General features: G+C 75.7%; 14 protein-coding genes, 1 pseudogene and 1 riboswitch. Of the genes and pseudogenes, 7 read left to right on the top strand and 8 right to left on the bottom strand.

Annotation, left to right across the window (positions count from 1 at the left end; translation table 11 throughout):
• Positions 1-134: 134 nt before the first annotated feature.
• Entirely contained in the window at positions 135-1208 is a 1074-nt protein-coding gene (gene tsaD / locus J2S46_RS29785) for a tRNA (adenosine(37)-N6)-threonylcarbamoyltransferase complex transferase subunit TsaD (protein WP_191291308.1), read from the top strand.
• Positions 1209-1295: 87 nt separating this feature from the next.
• On the opposite strand, the gene metE is transcribed toward tsaD, so the two are convergent.
• Together metE and ddaH are read right to left on the bottom strand one after the other, a co-directional pair.
• Positions 1296-3605, bottom strand: a complete 2310-nt coding sequence (gene metE / locus J2S46_RS29780; RefSeq protein WP_191291309.1) for a 5-methyltetrahydropteroyltriglutamate--homocysteine S-methyltransferase — start codon at positions 3603-3605, stop codon at positions 1296-1298.
• Positions 3606-3770: 165 nt separating this feature from the next.
• Positions 3771-3990: riboswitch (cobalamin riboswitch) on the bottom strand.
• Between the two features lie 146 nt (positions 3991-4136).
• On the bottom strand, positions 4137-4994 hold the full coding sequence (gene ddaH / locus J2S46_RS29775; protein WP_191291310.1) for a dimethylargininase: 858 nt from the start codon (positions 4992-4994) through the stop codon (positions 4137-4139).
• Positions 4995-5422: 428 nt separating this feature from the next.
• Here ddaH and dhbA point away from each other — a divergent pair, with 428 nt between their 5' ends.
• From dhbA to J2S46_RS29745, 6 genes and pseudogenes are all read left to right on the top strand, one after another.
• Entirely contained in the window at positions 5423-6172 is a 750-nt protein-coding gene (gene dhbA / locus J2S46_RS29770; protein WP_229912904.1) for a 2,3-dihydro-2,3-dihydroxybenzoate dehydrogenase, read from the top strand.
• 106 nt (positions 6173-6278) lie between these two features.
• Positions 6279-7466, top strand: a complete 1188-nt coding sequence (locus tag J2S46_RS29765; protein ID WP_191291311.1) for an isochorismate synthase — start codon at positions 6279-6281, stop codon at positions 7464-7466.
• Positions 7463-9055: a (2,3-dihydroxybenzoyl)adenylate synthase gene (locus J2S46_RS29760; protein ID WP_191291312.1), complete on the top strand. Its 1593-nt coding sequence runs from the start codon at positions 7463-7465 to the stop codon at positions 9053-9055. Before J2S46_RS29765 ends, J2S46_RS29760 begins: the two co-directional genes overlap by 4 nt.
• A 14-nt stretch (positions 9056-9069) precedes the next feature.
• Positions 9070-9702: an isochorismatase family protein gene (locus J2S46_RS29755; RefSeq protein ID WP_191291313.1), complete on the top strand. Its 633-nt coding sequence runs from the start codon at positions 9070-9072 to the stop codon at positions 9700-9702.
• Positions 9657-10513, top strand: a pseudogene (locus J2S46_RS29750) (ABC transporter ATP-binding protein). The gene J2S46_RS29755 and the pseudogene J2S46_RS29750 overlap by 46 nt, the downstream one beginning before the upstream one ends.
• Positions 10510-11007 carry a GNAT family N-acetyltransferase gene (locus J2S46_RS29745; RefSeq protein ID WP_229912905.1) on the top strand — a complete coding sequence of 166 codons (498 nt, stop codon included), beginning with the start codon at positions 10510-10512 and terminating at the stop codon, positions 11005-11007. Before J2S46_RS29750 ends, J2S46_RS29745 begins: the two are co-directional and overlap by 4 nt.
• Before the next feature lie 93 nt (positions 11008-11100).
• Here J2S46_RS29745 and J2S46_RS29740 read toward each other — a convergent pair whose 3' ends face one another.
• The 6 genes from J2S46_RS29740 to J2S46_RS29715 form a co-directional block, all read right to left on the bottom strand.
• Positions 11101-12240 carry a FecCD family ABC transporter permease gene (locus tag J2S46_RS29740; protein ID WP_307351693.1) on the bottom strand — a complete coding sequence of 380 codons (1140 nt, stop codon included), beginning with the start codon at positions 12238-12240 and terminating at the stop codon, positions 11101-11103.
• Positions 12237-13307, bottom strand: coding sequence for a FecCD family ABC transporter permease (locus J2S46_RS29735; RefSeq protein WP_191291314.1), 1071 nt, complete (start codon positions 13305-13307; stop codon positions 12237-12239). The genes J2S46_RS29740 and J2S46_RS29735 overlap by 4 nt, the downstream gene beginning before the upstream one ends.
• A complete protein-coding gene (locus J2S46_RS29730; protein WP_229912906.1) occupies positions 13304-14134 on the bottom strand; it encodes a siderophore-interacting protein in 831 nt (276 codons plus the stop codon). Before J2S46_RS29730 ends, J2S46_RS29735 begins: the two co-directional genes overlap by 4 nt.
• Positions 14135-14267: 133 nt before the next feature.
• The gene (locus J2S46_RS29725; RefSeq protein WP_191291315.1) at positions 14268-15989 is read right to left on the bottom strand and encodes an ABC transporter ATP-binding protein; all 1722 of its coding nucleotides are present in this window, start codon (positions 15987-15989) and stop codon (positions 14268-14270) included.
• Positions 15982-17817, bottom strand: a complete 1836-nt coding sequence (locus tag J2S46_RS29720) for an ABC transporter ATP-binding protein (protein WP_191291316.1) — start codon at positions 17815-17817, stop codon at positions 15982-15984. Before J2S46_RS29720 ends, J2S46_RS29725 begins: the two co-directional genes overlap by 8 nt.
• 112 nt (positions 17818-17929) lie before the next feature.
• Positions 17930-18154: an MbtH family protein gene (locus tag J2S46_RS29715; protein WP_073922912.1), complete on the bottom strand. Its 225-nt coding sequence runs from the start codon at positions 18152-18154 to the stop codon at positions 17930-17932.
• Positions 18155-18180 lie beyond the last annotated feature (26 nt).

Below are 18180 nucleotides of genomic sequence, written 5' to 3'. Positions count from 1 at the left end.
CCACCCGCCGCTCGGCCCGGGGCCGGCCGCACCGGCCGTCAGCACCGGCCGGCCACCCGCGCCGGGCGGCCCGCCCTTGTTGCACAATATGTGCAACTACTTAATCAGTGCGACAAAGGGTGGGCGAGGCTTCGATGACGGGATCGCCGGTGGTGCTGGGGATCGAATCCTCCTGCGACGAGACCGGGGCGGGGCTGGTCCGGGACGGCGTGCTGCTCGGGCAGGCGGTGGCCTCCAGCATGGACGAGCACGCCCGCTACGGCGGCGTGGTGCCGGAGATCGCCGCCCGGGCCCATCTCCAGTCGATGGCGCCGGTGGTCGGGGAGGCGTTGAACCGGGCCGGCCTCACCCTGGCCGACATCGGCGCCGTCGCCGTGACCGCCGGCCCGGGCCTGTCCGGCGCCCTCCAGGTGGGCGTCGCCGCCGCCAAGGCCTACGCCTTCTCGCTCGGCGTGCCGCTGCACGGGGTCCACCATCTCGCCGGGCACGTCGCCGCGGCGACGCTGGACGGCGGACCGCTGCCCGACCCGTGCGTGGTGCTCGTCGTCTCCGGCGGCCACACCTCGCTGCTGCTGGTCCGCGACCTGGCCCGGGACCGGATCGTCCACCTCGGGGACACCCTGGACGACGCCGCCGGGGAGTGCTTCGACAAGGTCGCCCGGATCCTGCGCCTGCCCTACCCCGGCGGTCCGGCGGTCGACCGGGCCGCCCGGGCCGGCGACCCGGGGGCCGTCCGCCTCCCGCGGCCGCTGAGCGGACCGAACGATCCCCCGTACGCCTTCTCCTTCTCGGGCCTGAAGACGGCCGCCGCCCGCTGGATCGAGGCGCAGCGCGCCGACGGCCGGGAACCGCACGTCCCGGACGCCGCCGCGGCCCTGCAGGAGGCCATCGCCGACACCCTCACCCGCAAGGCCGTCCGGGCCTGCACCGAGCACGGCATCGGCACCCTGGTCGTGGTCGGCGGCGTGGCCGCGAACTCCCGCGTCCGCGCCCTCACCGAGCAGCGATGCGCCGCCGCCGGGATCGCCCTGCGGGTGCCGCCGCTGCCCCTGTGCACCGACAACGGCGCGATGGTCGCCGCCGTCGGCGACCTGCTGGTCAGGGCCGGCGCCGAGCCCGCGCCGCCGGACCTCGCCGTCGACCCGTCCGCACCGCTTGAGTACGCCCGGCTGGCGCCCTCCGCGCACCGCCGGGCCCGGGCGGCCTGAACCCGCCGCCGCACCGGGGCGGACCTGGTGCGAGGGCCGGGGCCGGCCCGCCCGCCCGTGGGCGTCGGGCCGGCCCCGGCCCTCCCGTCAGCCGCCCAGCTCCGCCCGCGCCAGGCGGGCCGCCTCGACCAGGTGGTCGAGGGAGGCCCGGGTCTCGGCCCAGCCCCGGGTCTTCAGGCCGCAGTCCGGGTTGACCCAGAGGCGTTCGGCGGGGATGGCGGCGAGCCCCTCGCGCAGCAGGGCGGCGGCCTCCCCGGCGCTCGGCACCCGGGGCGAGTGGATGTCGTAGACGCCCGGGCCGACCTCGCGGGGGTAACCGGCCCCGGCCAGCTCGTGCGCCACCCGCATGTGCGAGCGGGCCGCCTCCAGGCTGATCACGTCCGCGTCCAACTCGTCGATCGCGGCCATGATCTCGCCGAACTCGGCGTAGCACATGTGGGTGTGCACCTGGGTGTCGGCCCGGACCCCGGAGGTGGTCAGCCGGAACGCCTCGGTGGCCCAGGCCAGGTAGCCGGGGCGGTCGGCGGCGCGCAGCGGGAGCGTCTCGCGCAGGGCCGGCTCGTCCACCTGGACGACCGCGGCGCCGGCCGCCTCCAGGTCGGTGACCTCGTCGCGCAGGGCGAGGGCGACCTGGCGGGCGGTGTCGGCGAGCGGCTGGTCGTCGCGGACGAAGGACCAAGCGAGCATGGTGACCGGACCGGTCAGCATCCCCTTGACCGGGCGGTCGGTGAGGTCCTGGGCGTAGCGGAACCAGTCGACGGTCATCGGGCGGGGGCGGGAGACGTCGCCGGCCAGCACGGGCGGGCGGACGTAGCGGGTGCCGTAGGACTGCACCCAGCCGTGCCGGGTGGCGAGGTAGCCGGTGAGCTGCTCCGCGAAGTACTGGACCATGTCGTTGCGTTCGGGTTCGCCGTGCACCAGGACGTCCAGCCCGGCCTTCTCCTGGTAGGCGATGACCTCACGGACCTCGGCCGCCATCCGCTCCCGGTAGCCGGCCCGGTCCAGGCGTCCGGCGCGCAGGTCGGCGCGGGCGGTGCGCAGTTCGGTGGTCTGCGGGAAGGAGCCGATGGTGGTGGTCGGCAGCAGTGGCAGCTTCAGCCGGGCGCGCTGGGCCTCGGCGCGTTCGGGGTAGGCCTGCGCGCGGCGGGCGTCCTCGGCGGTGGTGGCGGCGGCCCTGGCGCGGACGGCCGGATCGTGGGTGAGGGCGGAGGCGGCCCGGGAGGCCAGGTCGGCCCGGTTGGCGGCGAGTTCGGCGCCGATCGCGTGGGTGCCCTCGCGCAGTCCGCGGGCGAGGGTGGTGATCTCGGCGGTCTTCTGCCGGGCGAAGGCGAGCCAGCGGGCGATCTGCGGGTCCAGGTCGCGTTCGCGGGCGGCGTCGAGCGGGACGTGCAGCAGCGAGCAGGACGGTGCCACGTCGACCTGCCCGGCCAGGCCGAGCAGGGTGGCCAGGGTCGCCAGCGACTTCTCCAGGTCGTTGATCCAGATGTTGCGGCCGTCCACCACGCCCGCGACCAGCCGCTTGCCGGGCAGGCCGCCGACGGCGGCCAGGTCGTCGAGGTTGCCGGCGGCGGGGCCGGTGAAGTCCAGGCCGACGCCTTCGACCGGGGCCTCGGCCAGCACCGGCAGGGCCGCGCCGGCCCGGTCGAAGTAGGTCGCGACCAGGATCCTGGGCCGCTCGGTGAGGGCGCCGAGGTCGCGGTAGGCCCGGGCGGCGGCGTTGAGTTCGGCCGCGGTGCGGTCCTGCACGAGGGCGGGCTCGTCCAGTTGCACCCAGCCGGCGCCGGCGGCGCGCAGGCCGGCGAGGAGTTCGGCGTAGACGGGCAGCAGGCGGTCGAGCAGCGTGAGCGGCTGGAAGCCGGGGTCGACGCCGGGCGCGGGCTTGGCGAGCAGCAGGTAGGTCAGCGGGCCGACCAGGACCGGACGGGCGCGGTGGCCGAGCAGGAGGGCCTCACGCAGTTCCTGGACCGACTTGGCGGAGTTCGCCGAGAAGACCGTGTCCGGCCCCAACTCGGGCACCAGATAGTGGTAGTTGGTGTCGAACCACTTGGTCATCTCCAGCGGCGCCACGTCCTGGGTGCCGCGCGCCATGGCGAAGTACCCGTCCAGCGGGTCGGCGTCGACGGCGGCGCGGTGCCGGGCCGGGATCGCGCCGACCGCCACGGTGGTGTCCAGTACGTGGTCGTACAACGAGAAGTCGCCGGTGGGGACTTCGGTGACGCCGGCCTCGGCGAGGCGCCGCCAGGTGTCGCGGCGCAGACCGGCGGCGGTGGCATGCAGGCCGGCGGCGGTGACCCGGCCGGCCCAGTAGCCCTCGATCGCCTTCTTCAGCTCCCGGTCCGGGCCCTGACGGGGGCAGCCGTACACGGTGGCCTGCGGGGTGGTGGAACTCGGTGACACGGAACTCTCCTTCGCGAGTCGCGCTGCGATCCCGGGAGAGCACGTGCGCGCGAAGGTACGACAGCGGGGGCGCGGCACGTCGAGGTGCCCGCCCGCTCCGCCGACCCACCCCCGGCCTTCGGCCGGGCGGTACCCACCCACGAGGTCACCGGGATCACCGCGTGCGGTCGCACGCGGGCAGTGGCAGGTCTTCGGACTCGCGAGCACACCGGGCCTGACGGCCCGGCACCTAGTGGCCGTCGCTTCCCGGGCCGCCTGGGCCCAGTGCATGTGACGGCGGTCGTTCCCACTCACCGCTGCGGGGCAGTCCCGGATTCCCACCGGGTTCCCTCTTGCGACGCGCCTGCCTGGCTGGCAGGGCGAACCGACTGCAGGCCACAGCCTAGGCCCACCGGCGTCCCGCCGGCGGAATTCGTCCGCATGCCGGATGTCGCGGTGGGACGCGGGGCCGAGCGCCGGGGCCCGGGCGCCGGGGCCCGGGCCGGCGCGGCGGACCGGTGCGCGCGGCACCGGTCCGCGCGCGGACGGCGGCTACGGACGCAGCTCCAGCGTGCAGCACTTGACGCTGCCTCCGGCCCGCAGCAGCTCCGTCAGGTCGACGCCGATCGGCTCGAAGCCGCGCTCGCGGAGCTGGCGGTGGAGCCCGACGGCGGCCTCCGGCAGCAGCACGTGGCGCCCGTCGGAGAGCGCGTTGAGGCCGAAGACCTCGGCGTCCTCGGCGGTGGCGAGGACGGCGTCCGGGAAGAGCTCGCGCAGGACGGCCCGGCTGCCGGGGCTGAACGCCTCGGGGTAGTACATGACCTCGTCGTCGGAGAGCACCGCGAGGGCGGTGTCCAGGTGGTAGAACTTCGGGTCCACCAGCGTCAGGCCGATCACCGGCAGGCCGAAGAACTCCTGAGCCTCGGCGTGCGAGCGGGGGTCGGTGCGGAAGCCGCTGCCGGCCAGGATCCTGCGGCCGACGGCCAGCAGGTCGCCCTCGCCCTCGTTGATGTGCTCGGGCCAGTACACGTCCCGGTAGCCGCGGGCGGTGAACCAGTCCAGGTAGGCCGGGCCCTCGGCGGTGCGCTCGACGTGGCGGAACCGCGCCCCGAACACCCGGCCGTCGACCACGGTGGCGCCGTTGGCCGCGAAGACCATGTCGGGCAGGCACGGCAACGGCTCGATCACCTCGACGGTGTGGCCGAGCGAGAGGTAGAGGTCGCGCAGGGAGGTCCACTGGGCGAGCGCCAGGCCGCCGTCGACCGGCTTGGCCGGGTCCATCCACGGGTTGATCGAGTACGTCACGTCGAAGTGCCGGGGCGCGCACATCAGGAAGCGGCGGGGGGTGGCCACCCGGGCCTCCCGGAGCGGGGCGGCGGCCGCCGAGCTGATGGTGTCCGTGGCGGGCATGGAGGTCCTCCGGTCGGGATGCGGTTCTGCTGCGGCGCGGGATCGCCACGGCGCAACGCCCTGGGCCGGCGGGATTGCCTTGGCCCGGGCGGGAACTGAGCGACGGGCAGGGCGGCCGGCGACGGCGGCCGCGGATCCGCGGGGGAGCCGCGCGGCGCTTGCGGACCGGGGGACGAAGAGTTGCCCCCGGGACCACCCCACTCGATGTGGTTAGGCTAACCTTACCGCAGCACTTCGTGTGCGCGTTCGGCCGATCTGAACCTCGACCCACCCGGAGAGCCCACCATGCCGCCCACCGCCGGCCGTGTCGCCGCCACGGCGACCCCTCAGCACACCAGCGGGCGACCAGCGAGCCCCGGCCCGGCGGGCCCGGCCGGGCCCGCCGCCGGAACGACCACCGGACCGACCGTCAGAACGGAGGCCTGACCGTGGCCGACCCCACCACCGAGTTCGCCGGCCGGGTCGCCCTGGTGACCGGCGCGGGCCGCGGTATCGGCGCCGCCGTCGCCCGGATGCTGGCCGAGCGCGGGGCCGAAGTGATCGCCTCCGACCTCCACGCCCCCGACGACTCCGTACACCGGCTCGACGTCACCGACGGCGCGGCCGTCGAGGCCCTGGTCGACCGGATCGAGCGCGAGCGCGGCCCGATCGACGTCCTGGTCAACGTGGCCGGCGTGCTGACCGCCGCCCCCGTGCTGGAGACCACCGACGAGAACTGGGCACGCACCTTCGCCGTCAACACCACCGGTGTCTTCCACACCTGCCGCGCCGTCGGCCGCCGGATGGCCGGGCGCGGACGCGGCAGCATCGTCACCGTCGGCTCCAACGCGGCCGGGGTGCCCCGCACCGGCATGGCGGCCTACGCCGCCTCCAAGGCCGCGACCACCATGTTCGTCCGCTGCCTCGGACTCGAACTCGCCCGCTCCGGCGTCCGCTGCAACCTGGTCTCCCCCGGGTCCACCGACACCGACATGCAACGCGCCCTGTGGACGGACGACGCCGCCGAACAGCGGGTCATCGACGGCGACCCGGCCACCTACCGGGTGGGCATCCCGCTCGGCCGGATCGCCGCCCCCGAGGACGTCGCCGAGGCCGTCGCCTTCCTGGCCGGCGACCGCGCCCGGCACATCACCATGCACGACCTGTACGTCGACGGCGGCGCGACGCTGCGGGCCTGAGCCCGTACCGGCCCTGCCCCACGCCCACCCGCCGGCCGGCCCGGCCCGCCGACCGATCCGAGTCCCAGCGTCCCGGTGCCCGTACGCACCGGCAGAACGGAGCACCATGACCACGGCTTTCCAGGCCCAGGACGCCCCCTCGGCGGCGTCGCCCGCGGGCGGCACGCTGCTGGCCGCCTACCGGCCGGGGCCGGCGAGGGCGTTCTTCGCCGGCCCCGGCGGCACCCTGCTGGCCGAGGGCCTGCGCCGGGCCGTACCCGATCCGGCCTCGGCCGGACGCCTGCTGGCCGAGGCCCGCACCGCGCAGGAGGACAATCCCGTCGTGGTCGGGGCGATACCGTTCGCCCCCGGCCGGGACGCCCAGCTGTTCATCCCCGCCGCGGTCCGCCGGGCCGGCGCCGTCCGCGAGAGCGCAGTCCCCCGCCCGCCGCTCGCCCCGGCCGCCGGGCGGGCCTGGAGCCAGCGCCCGGTGCCGGCCCCGGAGGCGTACCGCACGGCCGTCGCCGAGGCCGTGCGGCTGATGAACGAGGACCCGGAGCTGTCCAAGGTCGTGCTGGCCCGCACCCTCGAACTCACCGCGCCCGGCGGCGCGGACCTCACCACCATGCTGCACCGCCTGATCCACCGTGACCCGAACGGCCACACCTTCGCGGTGCCGGCCGGCGGCGCGGCCACCCTGGTCGGCGCCAGCCCCGAACTGCTGGTCTCCCGTCGCGGCCGCTCGGTGGTCTCCAACCCGCTGGCCGGCTCGGCCGCCCGCAGCGCCGACCCCGTCGAGGACATGCGGCGCGCCGCCGCCCTGACCGAGTCCTCCAAGGACCTGGCGGAGCACGCCTTCGTGGTGGACGCCGTCCGCCGCACGCTGGAGCCGTACTGCGCGGACCTGGTGGTGCCCGCGCGGCCCTCGCTGATCCGCACCGCCGCGATGTGGCACCTGTCCACCACCGTCACCGGCACCCTGCGCGACGCCGCCACCAGCGCGCTCGACCTGGCCCTGGCCCTGCACCCCACACCGGCCGTCTGCGGGACGCCCACCGACCGGGCCCGCGAGCTGATCGGCGCCCTGGAGCCCTTCGACCGCGGCCTCTACACCGGCGTGGTCGGCTGGGGCGACGCGGCGGGCGACGGCGAGTGGGTGGTCACCCTGCGCTGCGCCGAGGCCGAGGGGGAGCGCCTGCGGCTGTTCGCCGGCGCGGGCGTGGTGGCCGCCTCCGTCCCGGAGCACGAACTCGCCGAGACCGGGGCCAAGTTCCGCACCTTCCTGCACGCCGTCGGACTGGAGGACGCCAAGTGACGCTGTGGCCCGAGGACTTCGCCGACCGCTACCGCGCGGCCGGGTACTGGACCGGCGAGACGCTGGACACCATGATCCGCCGGCACGCCGACACCCATCCCGGCCGGATCGCCGTCACCGACGGCGACCGCCACTGGAGCTACGCCGAACTCGACCGCCGGGCCGACGTCCTGGCCGCCGGGCTGCTCGCCCGGGGCCTGCGCAAGGGCGACCGGGTGGTCCTCCAACTGCCCAACGTCGCCGAGTTCTTCGAGGTCTTCTTCGGCGCCCTGCGGGCCGGCGTGGTGACGGTGATGGCGCTGCCCGCGCACCGCCGGGCCGAGATCTCGTACTTCTGCGAGTTCGCCGGGGCCCGGGCGCTGATCGTGGCGGACCGCCACGCCGGCTTCGACCACCGCGAACTGGCCCTGGAGGTCACCCGGGCGGTGCCGGCGCTCGGCGAGGTGATCGTGCTCGGCGACCCCGGCCCCTTCACCCCGCTGGATGAGCTGCGGCAGGCCGGGGCCGCCGCACCGGCCGACCCGCCCGGCGCCGGCGACCTGGCCTTCCTGCAGCTCTCCGGCGGCAGCACCGGCCTGCCCAAGCTGATCCCCCGCAGCCACGACGACTATCTGTACAGCGTGCGCGAGTCGGCCGTGATCTGCGGGCTGACGCCGCGGTCCGTCTACCTGTGCGCGCTGCCCGCCGCCCACAACTTCCCGCTCAGCTCCCCCGGCACGCTCGGCACCCTGCACGCCGGCGGCCGGGTGGTGCTCGCCCCGGACCCGAGCCCGGCCACCGCCCTCGCCCTGATCGAGCGGGAGAAGGTCACCCTCACCGGTCTGGTCCCGCCGCTGGCCCTGGCCTGGGCCCAGGCCGCCCCCGCCGCCGGCCGCGACCTGTCCAGCCTGGAACTCCTGCAGGTCGGCGGCGCCAAGCTGAGCGAGGAGGCGGCCCGCCGGCTCGGCCCCGCCCTCGGCTGCCGCCTCCAGCAGGTCTTCGGCATGGCCGAGGGGCTGGTCAACTACACCCGGGCCGACGACCCGGAGGAGACCGTGCTGACCACCCAGGGCCGGCCGATCTCCCCCGACGACGAGGTCAGGATCGTCGACGACGAGGACCAGGACCTGCCCGAGGGCGCCACCGGCCACCTGCTGACCCGCGGCCCGTACACCATCCGCGGCTACTGGCGGGCCCCCGAGCACAACGCCGTGGCCTTCACCGCCGACGGCTTCTACCGCACCGGTGACGTGGTCCGCCGCACCCCCACCGGTCACCTGGTGGTCGAGGGCCGGGCCAAGGACCAGATCAACCGCGGCGGCGAGAAGGTGGCCGCCGAGGAGGTCGAGAACGTCCTGCTGCGCCACCCCGCCGTGCACGACGTGTCGGTGGTGGCCACCCCCGACGAGTACCTCGGCGAGCGCAGCTGCGCGTACGTGATCCTGCGCCCGGGCGCCCGACGACCCCGCCCGGTCGACCTGAAATCCTTCGTCCGGGCCGGCGGGCTCGCCGACTACAAGGTGCCCGACCGCGTCGAGTTCGTCACCGCCTTCCCCCAGACCGGCATCGGCAAGGTCAGCAAGAAGGACCTCCGCTCCGCCCCGCGCTAGAGAGACCCCGTCACATGGCCCTTCCCGCCATCGCCCCGTACGAGCTGCCCGGCCCCGAGCGCTACCCCGCGCCCAAGGTGACGTGGCAGGTGGACCCCGCGCGCGCCGCCGTGCTCGTCCACGACCTGCAGAACTACTTCCTCGGCGCGTTCCCCGCCGACGGGCCGCCGCTCGCCCCCGCGCTGGCCAACAGCGCCCGGGTGCTGGCGCATGCCCGCGCGCACGGCATGCCCGTCCTCTACTCGCACCAGCGCGGCGGCCAGACGCCCGCCGAGCGCGGCCTCCAGCTGGACTTCTGGGGCCCCGGCCTGCCCGCCGACGAGCACGCCCAGGGCGTCCCCGCGATCGTCGCCCCGGCGGACGGCGACACCATGCTGCTGAAGTGGAAGTACAGCGCGTTCGCCCGCACCGAGCTCGCCGAACTGCTCGCCGCGGCCGGCCGCGACCAGCTCGTCATCGTCGGCGTGTACGCCCACATCGGCGTGATGATGACCGCCTGCGACGCCTGGTCCCGCGACATCCAGGCCTTCGTGGTCTCCGACGCGGTCGCCGACTTCTCCGCCGAGAAGCACCTCGAAGCACTACGCTGGGCGGCCGAGAAATGCGCCGTCGTCCTCACCACCGACCAGCTCCTGGAGACGAAGTGACCACGCCCCCGGGCCGGTTGTACGCCGAGGACGTCACCCTGACATACGGTGACCGGGCCATCGCCACCGAGCTGTCCGTCGGTGTGCCGGACGGCTCGTTCACCGTGATCGTCGGGCCCAACGCCTGCGGCAAGTCGACCCTGCTGCGGGCCTTCGCCCGGCTGCTGAAGCCCGCCGCCGGGCGGGTGCTGCTGGACGGCGAGCAGATCGGCGCGCTGCCCGCGAAGGAACTCGCCCGCCGGCTGGGCCTGCTGCCGCAGAGCTCCACCGCACCGGACGGGATCACCGTGGCCGACCTGGTCGCCCGCGGCCGCTACCCCCACCAGGGGCTGTTCCGCCAGTGGTCCCGCGAGGACGACCGGGTGGTCGCCGAGTCGATGGCGGCCACCGACGTGACCGGCCTGGCCGACCGATTCGTCGACGAGCTCTCCGGCGGCCAGCGCCAGCGCGTCTGGCTGGCCATGGCGATCGCCCAGCAGACCCCGCTGCTGCTGCTCGACGAGCCGACCACCTTCCTCGACATCGCCCACCAGGTCGAGGTGCTCGACCTGTGCGCCCGGCTGCACCTGGAGCAGCAGCGCACCCTGGTCGCGGTGCTGCACGACCTCAACCAGGCCACCCGCTACGCGACCCACCTGATCGCCATGCGGGACGGCGCCGTGGTCGCCGAGGGCGCGCCGTCCGAGATCGTCACCGCCGACCTGGTCGAGCGGGTCTTCGACCTGTGCCCTGCCAGGTGATCGAGGATCCGCAGACGGGCACCCCGCTGGTGGTGCCGATGGCCCCCCGGCACCGGGCCGCCGTCCGGTGAGAGGAATCCTGCACCCGGCCCCGGTCCGCACCGCGACCGGGGCGGACGCCGAGGCCCTGTACGCGCTCTCCGCGCCGTTCATGCGCAGCGGCGCGCTGCGCCCGCGCACGGTGGCGGACTACCGCCGGGCCGGGGAGCACTTCCTGGTGGTACCGGGCGTGGGCCCCGACGGCAGTCTGGACGGCTGTGTCGCCCTGCGGGCGCTGCCGCCCGAGCCGGAGCACCCGGCGACCGGCCTGCTGCACAACTTCTGCGTCCGCGACGGCCGCCAGGGCGCGGGCCTCGGCTCCCGGCTGCTGGCGGCCCTGCTCGCGGAGGCCGCCCGGTGCGGCCTGCGGACGCTCGTCACCGCCAGCACCGGCGACGGCGCGCTGTTCCTGCGAGGCGGCTTCCGGGAGATCCCGGTGGCGCTGGCCCCGCGCGGCTGGGCGGCCGGACTGGACCCGGCCCGCGGCTCCCGGGTCTTCACCCTGAACCTCGCCGCGGAGGGCTGACGATCCACCGGCCCGTAGCAGGCCCCGCCCCCGAGGAATCCGGGGGCGGGGCCTTCGTGCGGGGCGGGTGCGGCGGCGGCCGCCGGGGAGCCCTCAGGCCCGGTCGCCCCGCCACCGGCGGACGATCAGCCAGATCAGGAAGCACCCGCCGACCACGCCGGTGAGCACCCCCACCGGCAGCTGGGTCGGGGCCAGCAACCGCTGCGCCGCCAGGTCGCTGAGCGCCAGCAGCAGGGCGCCGGTCAGCGCCGATCCGAGCAGGTTGGGCCCGGTGGCCCGGGTCAGCCGCCGGACGGCCTGCGGGGCGATCAGCGCGACGAACGGGATCGGCCCGGCGGCGGCGGTGGCGGCCGCGGTGAGCCCGACGCCGATCAGCACCAGCCGGATCCGCACCCCCTCGGTGCGCACCCCGAGCGAGGACGCGACGTCGTCGCCCATCTCCAGCATCCGCAACGGCCGGCCGAGCAGCAGCGCCGCGGGCAGCAGCAGGGCCAGCGCGAGGGCCATCGGGCCGCAGTGCTCCCAGCCCCGGGCGTTGAGGCTGCCGGTGAGCCAGACCGCGGCGCTCTGCGCGTCGCTGAACGAGGCGCGGGCGATCAGGTAGGCGTTGAGCGAGGCCAGCAGCGAGCTGACGCCGATGCCGACCAGGACGAGCCGGTAGCCCTGGGTGCCACCGCGCCGGGCCAGCAGGTACACCAGCGCCGAGGTGAGCAGGCCGCCCGCCACCGCGCCGCCCGCGACGGCCGCGGCACCGCCGCCGATGACCAGGATGACGGCCAGCGCGCCGGTGGCCGAGCCGACCGTGAAGCCGATCACGTCCGGGCTGCCGAGCGGGTTGCGGGCCAGGGTCTGGAAGAGCGAGCCGGCCAGGCCGAGCGCGGCGCCCACCAGCAGGGCGGTCAGCAGCCTGGGCAGCCGGACCTCCATCACCACGTACCGGTCGGCGCGGGCGCCGCCACCGGTGAGGACGTCGACGACGTCGGCGACCGGCAGCGGGTAGTCGCCGGCGGTCAGGGCCCCGATGACGGCCCCGAGCAGGGCCAGCACCAGCAGGCCGCCGACCAGGGTGGCCCGCGGGTGCCAGCGCAGCGACCCCCCGGCGGGCAGCCGGACGGCGCGCAGCGGTACCGGCGCGAGAGCGGGCCCCGGGCCGGCGGGCGGCTCCGCCGTGGGAGCGGCGGCGGGCGGCGTGGGCAGCGTGGCGGACGGGTCGACCGCGGTGGGGCCGTTCACAGTTGGGCGATCCTCCGGCCGCGGACGAGGGCGATGAAGAGCGGGGCGCCGATGAAGGCGGTGACGACGCCGACCTGGAGTTCGGCCGGGTGCAGCGCGAGCCGGCCGATGATGTCCGACCCGAGCAGCAGGACGGGGGCGAGCACCGCCGACAGCAGCATGATCCAGCGCTGGTCCGGCCCGCAGACGTGGCGGGCCAGGTGCGGCACGGCGAGGCCGACGAAGGCGATCGGGCCGACCGCCGCGGTGGCCGCGCCGCACAGCAGGGTGACGGCGAGCAGGCTGAACAGCCTGGTCCGGGTCGGGTTGGCGCCGAGCGCGTGCCCGGCGTCGTCGCCGAGCGCGAGGGCGTTCAGCGGGCGGCCCAGCAGCAGGGCGAGCAGTCCGCCGGCCGCCAGGAAGGGCAGCACCTGGCCGAGCACGGCGGAGTCCACCCCGGCCAGCGTGCCGACCTGCCAGAACCGGAACCGGTTCAGGGTCAGCGGGTCGAGCAGGATCAGCCCGTTGACGAAGGCGGTGAGCACGGCGGTGACGGCGGTGCCGGCCAGCGCGAGCCGGGCCGGGGTGGCCGAGGCCCGCCCGCCCCCGCCGAGGATCTGCACCACCAAAGCGGCGACGGCGGCGCCCGCGAGCGCGAACCAGACGAAGGAGCCGAAGGTGCGCAGGTCCAGCAGGGCCGTCCCGGCGGCGACCGCCGCGGCCGCACCGCCGTTGACGCCGAGCAGGCCGGGGTCGGCCAGCGGGTTGCGGGTGAGCGCCTGCATCATGGCGCCGGCGATGCCGAGCGCGGCGCCCACCGCGATGCCGAGCAGGGTGCGCGGGATCCGCGCGTGGTGCACCACGATCCAGTCCTCGGAGGCGGGTTCACGGTGCAGCAGGACGTGCAGGACCTGGCCGGGCGGGATGTAGCGGGCGCCGACGGCGATGCCCGCGAGCGTGAGCACGGCGAGCAGCAGCAGCGCCCCGGACAGCCAGGCGAGGCGGCGGGCCGTCCCGGTCCGGCCGGGCGCCGCGGGCGCGGGGCCGGGGACGGCCGGCGCCGGCTTCGCCAGGATCTCGGCGGTCATGCGTGCTCGTGGTGGTCGTCCTCGTGGTGGTCGTGGTTGGCGACCCCGCGCTTCCAGTAGCCGTCCACGTCGACCTGCTCCTTGGCCAGGCCGCGCTCGGTCCGCAGGTGACGGCGGATCGGCTTGAGCGTGTTGGCCTCGCCGGCGATCCAGGCGAAGCCGGTTCCGGGCGGGAACTCGGCCGCGCGGATGGCGCGTTCGAGCAGGTCACCGGTGCCGGACGGGTTGTCGCCGCGGTGCAGCCAGGTGAGCCGCAGGTCGGTGGCGGTGGTCAGCTGCTGCTCGTCCTGCGGCCCGGACACCTCGACGAAGGCCAGCACCTTGACCCCGGCGGGCAGCATCTCCAGCCAGCGGGCGAGCGCGGGCAGCGCGGTCTCCTCGGCGGCGAGCAGGTACCAGTCGTGGACGAAGGGGATCTCCTCGGAGCCGCGCGGGCCGAAGACGCCCAGCCGCATGCCCGGTTCGGCGGCCGCGGCCCAGCCGGAGCCGACCCCGGTGCCGTGCAGGACCATGTCGATGTCGAGTTCCCGCTCGGCCCGCCGGTAGTGCCGGATCGTGTAGTCGCGGGTGACGGGCTCGACCGGGGCGTCCATCCAGGTGTCGTTCTCCACCACCGGCTCGACCGGCAGTTCGGCGCCGGGCTCGGCGAAGCAGAGCTTCACGTGGTCGGTCGGCGCCTGCTCGCAGAAGCCCTCCAGAGCCTCGCCGCCGAGGGTCACCCGCACCGTGCCGGGCGTCACCCGGACAACCCGCTTGACCTCCAGCAGACGGTACTTGAGCGGATGGCGGACGATCCGCATGCGCGGTGGAGCCGTGTCGGTGTTCATCGTTCAGCCCAATCCGGTGGGAGGTGTGCGCGCAGGCCCGGACGTCCCTGTGCCGCCGTCCCGACGGGGCCGGGGCGGCGGCACAGGGCAATCCTGTCATTTAGGTTAGCCTAACCTGCACACTGGGGACCAGTCATCGTCCCCCGTTCAGGCCTCCACCTGCCGGTTCGTCAACGAGCAGCCGCCCGCCGTCCAGCCGGACCACCCGCGGCATCCGGGCGATGGTGGCCGGGCGGTGCGCGATCACCACCAGGGTGCAGTCGGCACGCAACTCGTCCAGCGCGTGCTCCAGCCGGGCCGCCGTCACCGGGTCGATGTCGGCGGTGGCCTCGTCCAGCACCAGGACGGCCGGGTCGGCGAGCACCGCGCGCACCAGGCCGAGGATCTGTCGCTCGCCGGCCGACAGGTTGCCGCCGCGCTGGCCGACCTCGGCGTCCAGGCCGCCGGGCAGGTCCTCCGTCCAGTCGCGCAGGCCCAGTTGGTCGACGGTCCGTTCGATCCGGGCCCGGTCGGGGGCGCCCTGGACCAGCGCCAGGTTGTCCGCGATCGTGCCCGACACCATCCGCACCTCCTGCGGCACCAGGACGATCCGGCGGCGCAGCTCGGCCTCCGGGAGGTCGGCCAGGTCGGTACCGGCGAAGGTGACCGCGCCGCTGTCGGGGCGGTAGAGGCCGCAGAGCAGCTTGGACAGCGTGGTCTTGCCCGAGCCCGTCTCCCCCACGACGCCGGTCCGGCTGCCCTCGGGGAAGTCCAGCGAGATGCCGTGCAGGGTCCGGCCGTCGGCGCGGTAGGCGTACTCCACGTCGACGCAGCGCAGGTCGCCGCGGGCCGGCAGGCCGGCCGGCGCCTGCGCGGCGGCGCCCTGCGGCCGGGTGGCCGCCAGCAGGTCCAGCAGCCGGGCGAGGCCGGTCCTGGCCGTCTGCACCTCGCCGACCAGCTGGGAGAGCTCGGCGAAGGAGTCGAAGAGGTTGCGGCCGGCGACCACGAAGACCACCACGGTGCCGAGGCTGACGCTGTCGCGGTCGACCAGCCAGCCGCCGGCCAGCAGCAGCACCACCAGGGCGGCGCCCTCGATCAGGCTGACCAGGTCGATCCGGTTCTCCACCCGGACGGCCCGCCGGGCGGCGCCCACCGCGTGGGTGTTCTCCCGCTCGAAGCGCAGGGTCCAGCCGGCGAGGCCGCGCGAGGTCTGCAGCGCCTCACGGGCGGTCAGCGTCTCGGAGAAGGTCGCCGCGACGGTCGCCTCGGCACCCGCCTTGCCGCCGAACGCCGCGCCGGCGTCCCGCTGGAACCAGCGGGTGACCAGCAGGGTCAGCGGCAGGAAGACGGCCAGTTGCACCAGCAGCAGCAACCAGGAGTAGCCCGCCAGCATCACCAGGGTGAAGACCAGGGTCGCCGCCGAGGCGACCATGTTGCGCAGGTGCAGCCGGACGAAGGCGGCCAGCGCCGCGACCTCGCCGGTGGCCCGGCGCAGCAGCTCGCCGCCGCGGTGGGTCTCCAGGAAGCGCAGCGGCGCGGTGGCCAGGTTCTCCACGGCCTGCTCACGCAGGGTCCGGACGACCTGCTCGCCGCCCTTGATCAGCAGGAGTTCGCCGACCCGGGCCAGCACCAGCTGCGCCGCCGCGAGCGCCACCAGCAGGGCAACGGCCAGGCCCAGCCCGCCGCGGTCGCCGTCGTCCAGCGAGTCGGCGGCCAGGCCGATCAGCGGGGCGACGGCCACCAAGGCCGCGGAGTCGGCCAGGCCGACACCGAGGGCCACGGCCAGGCGGCCGCGGTGGGGGCGCAGGTACGGCGCGGCGCGGCGCAGTACCGCCCGCTGGTCGGCCTCGTCCTGGAGCAGGGGCTGCTCAGCCACGGGCCACCTCCACGGCGGTCGGGGTCACGGGGGCGGGCCTTTCGGTGGTGCGGGCCGGGGTTCCGGGCGCCGCGGTGGGCCGGGGGCCGAGGACGGCCACCCGGTCGGCGGCGTCCAGGACGGCGGAGCGGTGGGTGGCGAAGACGACGGTGCGGCCGGCCGCCCACCGCCTCAGCCGGTCCAGCACCAGCTTCTCGGTGCCGGTGTCCAGGGCGGAGGTCGAGTCGTCGAGCAGCAGGACGCGCGGGTCGCCGAGCAGCGCCCGGGCGATGGCGAGGCGCTGGACCTGGCCGCCGGACAGGGCGGTGCCGCCCTCGCCGAGTTCGGTGTCGTAGCCGCCCGGCATCGCGGCGAGCTGCTCGTGGATGCCGGCGGTGCGGCAGGCCTCGTGCAGGGCCTCGTCGTCGAGGTCGCGGCCGAGCCGGAGGTTGTCGGCGACGGTGCCGGAGAGCAGGACGGGCCGCTGGGCGACGTAGGCGATCCGGGTGCGGACCTCGTCGAGGCGGGCCTCGCGCAGGTCGGTGCCGCCGTAGCGGACGCTGCCGGCGTCCGGGTCGTCCAGCCGGACGCCGAGCCGCAGCAGGGTGCTCTTGCCGGAGCCGGTGGCGCCGCGGACGGCGACGAACTCGCCGTGCGCCACCTCCAGGTCGAACGGGCCGAGCACGGTCCGCCCGTCCCGGACGGCGGTGACGCCGGCGAAGGTGAGTGCGCCCTCGGCGGGCAACGCCTCGGCCAGGCCGGCCTCCGGTTCGGTGACGACCGGCAGGATGGACAGCGCCTCGTCGATCCGGGCGGCCGCGACGTCGGCCTGGCCGCGCTCCAGCAGGCGGTCGACCAGGACGCGGGTGGCCAGTGTGACGATCGCCATCCAGGAGGTGAAGGCCACCAGCCCGCCGAGGCTGAGCCGGCCGTCGAGGACGGCGAGGCCGCCGATGCCGACGCCCGCGGCGACCGCGAGGCGGGGGACGAAGGGGGCGACGGCGGCCCAGCCGGCCTCGATCCGGGCGGCGGTGACGGTCCGCTCGGTGACCTCGGCACTGGCGCGGTGGTGGCGCTCCACCAGCGGACGGTGGCCGCCGGTGCCGCGCAGTCCGGTGCCGACCTGGAGCAGGTCGGCGACGGCGTCGGCGCGTTCGCCGTGGACCCGGGCGAGTTCACCGCTGGCGGCGGCGAAGCGCTTCGGGAAGTACAGGTTCACCCAGACCAGGAACGGCAGGGTGCCCAGGGTGACCAGCAGCAGGCTGAGGTCGAGGACGGCGAGGGCGGGGAGCACCACCACGAAGGTGGTCGCCAGCACCACCCAGACGGCCAGGCCGTGCACCCATTCGCGGACCAGGTCGGTGTCGCGGGTGGCGCGCATGGCGAGGTCGCCGTGGCCGCGGGAGGCGAGGGCGGCGCGGTCGAGCCCGGAGAGGTGGCGCAGCAGCCGGGCGCGCAGGTCGGCGCCGACCTTGGCATCGGCGAAGCCGGCCCAGTACTGCCAGCCGTAGAGGCCGGCGAACTGGACCAGGGCGGTGGCGGCGGTGGCGGCGGACCAGAGCAGCAGAGCCTGGTCGTCGTGCTTCCGGAGGCCTTCGTCGAGCGCCTTCTGGACGCACCAGGGCACCGCGAGCAGGGCCACCTGCCGGATCGCCGCGGCGATCATGGCGGCGGCCACGGTCGCGCGGTGCGGCCGCAGGGAGCCGCGCAGCAGCGCCCGGGCGCGCCGGCGCCGCTCCGGGGAGAGCGCGCCTGGCTCCAGGCCCTCGTCGGCCAGCTGCTCGGCGGTCAGACCGTCAGTGGGTCCGGCGGCGGGGTCGGCGGCGGGGTCGGACTGTCGGGTGCTCACGTCGATCGGTCATCCGTCTGGTCGCGGCGGTCGGGTGGGAGCGGGCGGGCCCTCGGGGGGCGGCTTCGGGCGGGCCCGGGGGGACGGCCGGGGCCGTCCCCCCGACGGGCGGTCAGGACGCCACGGCCTCCGTGCGGGCGATCAGGCTCGCCGGGCGCATGTCGGTCCAGTGGGTGTCGACGTACTCGGTGCAGGCCTGCCGGGTGTCCTCGCCGTGCACGGCGGTCCAGCCGGCCGGGATCTCCGCGAAGGCCGGCCACAGCGAGTGCTGGTTCTCGGCGTTGACCAGCACGAAGTAGCGGGCGTCGTCGTCCTCGAAGGGGTTGGTGGCACTCATGTCGTCTCCTCGGGTGGCTCTGCGTC

It is taken from the genome of Kitasatospora herbaricolor (assembly GCF_030813695.1).
In the GTDB taxonomy this organism is placed as follows: domain Bacteria; phylum Actinomycetota; class Actinomycetes; order Streptomycetales; family Streptomycetaceae; genus Kitasatospora; species Kitasatospora herbaricolor.
The sequence above is the reverse complement of the archived record's forward strand: the minus strand, read 5'-3'. Positions and strand labels throughout refer to the sequence as shown.

Excerpts from the sequence above, each read along its gene's own strand:
- ddaH (WP_191291310.1), bottom strand. The coding sequence starts at position 4,994 with ATGCCCGCCACGGACACCATCAGCTCGGCGGCCGCCGCCCCGCTCCGG.
- J2S46_RS29735 (WP_191291314.1), bottom strand. The coding sequence starts at position 13,307 with ATGACCGCCGAGATCCTGGCGAAGCCGGCGCCGGCCGTCCCCGGCCCC.
- J2S46_RS29730 (WP_229912906.1), bottom strand. The coding sequence starts at position 14,134 with ATGAACACCGACACGGCTCCACCGCGCATGCGGATCGTCCGCCATCCG.
- J2S46_RS29715 (WP_073922912.1), bottom strand. The coding sequence starts at position 18,154 with ATGAGTGCCACCAACCCCTTCGAGGACGACGACGCCCGCTACTTCGTG.
- J2S46_RS29765 (WP_191291311.1), top strand. The coding sequence starts at position 6,279 with ATGACCACGGCTTTCCAGGCCCAGGACGCCCCCTCGGCGGCGTCGCCC.
- J2S46_RS29755 (WP_191291313.1), top strand. The coding sequence starts at position 9,070 with ATGGCCCTTCCCGCCATCGCCCCGTACGAGCTGCCCGGCCCCGAGCGC.
- tsaD (WP_191291308.1), top strand. The coding sequence starts at position 135 with ATGACGGGATCGCCGGTGGTGCTGGGGATCGAATCCTCCTGCGACGAG.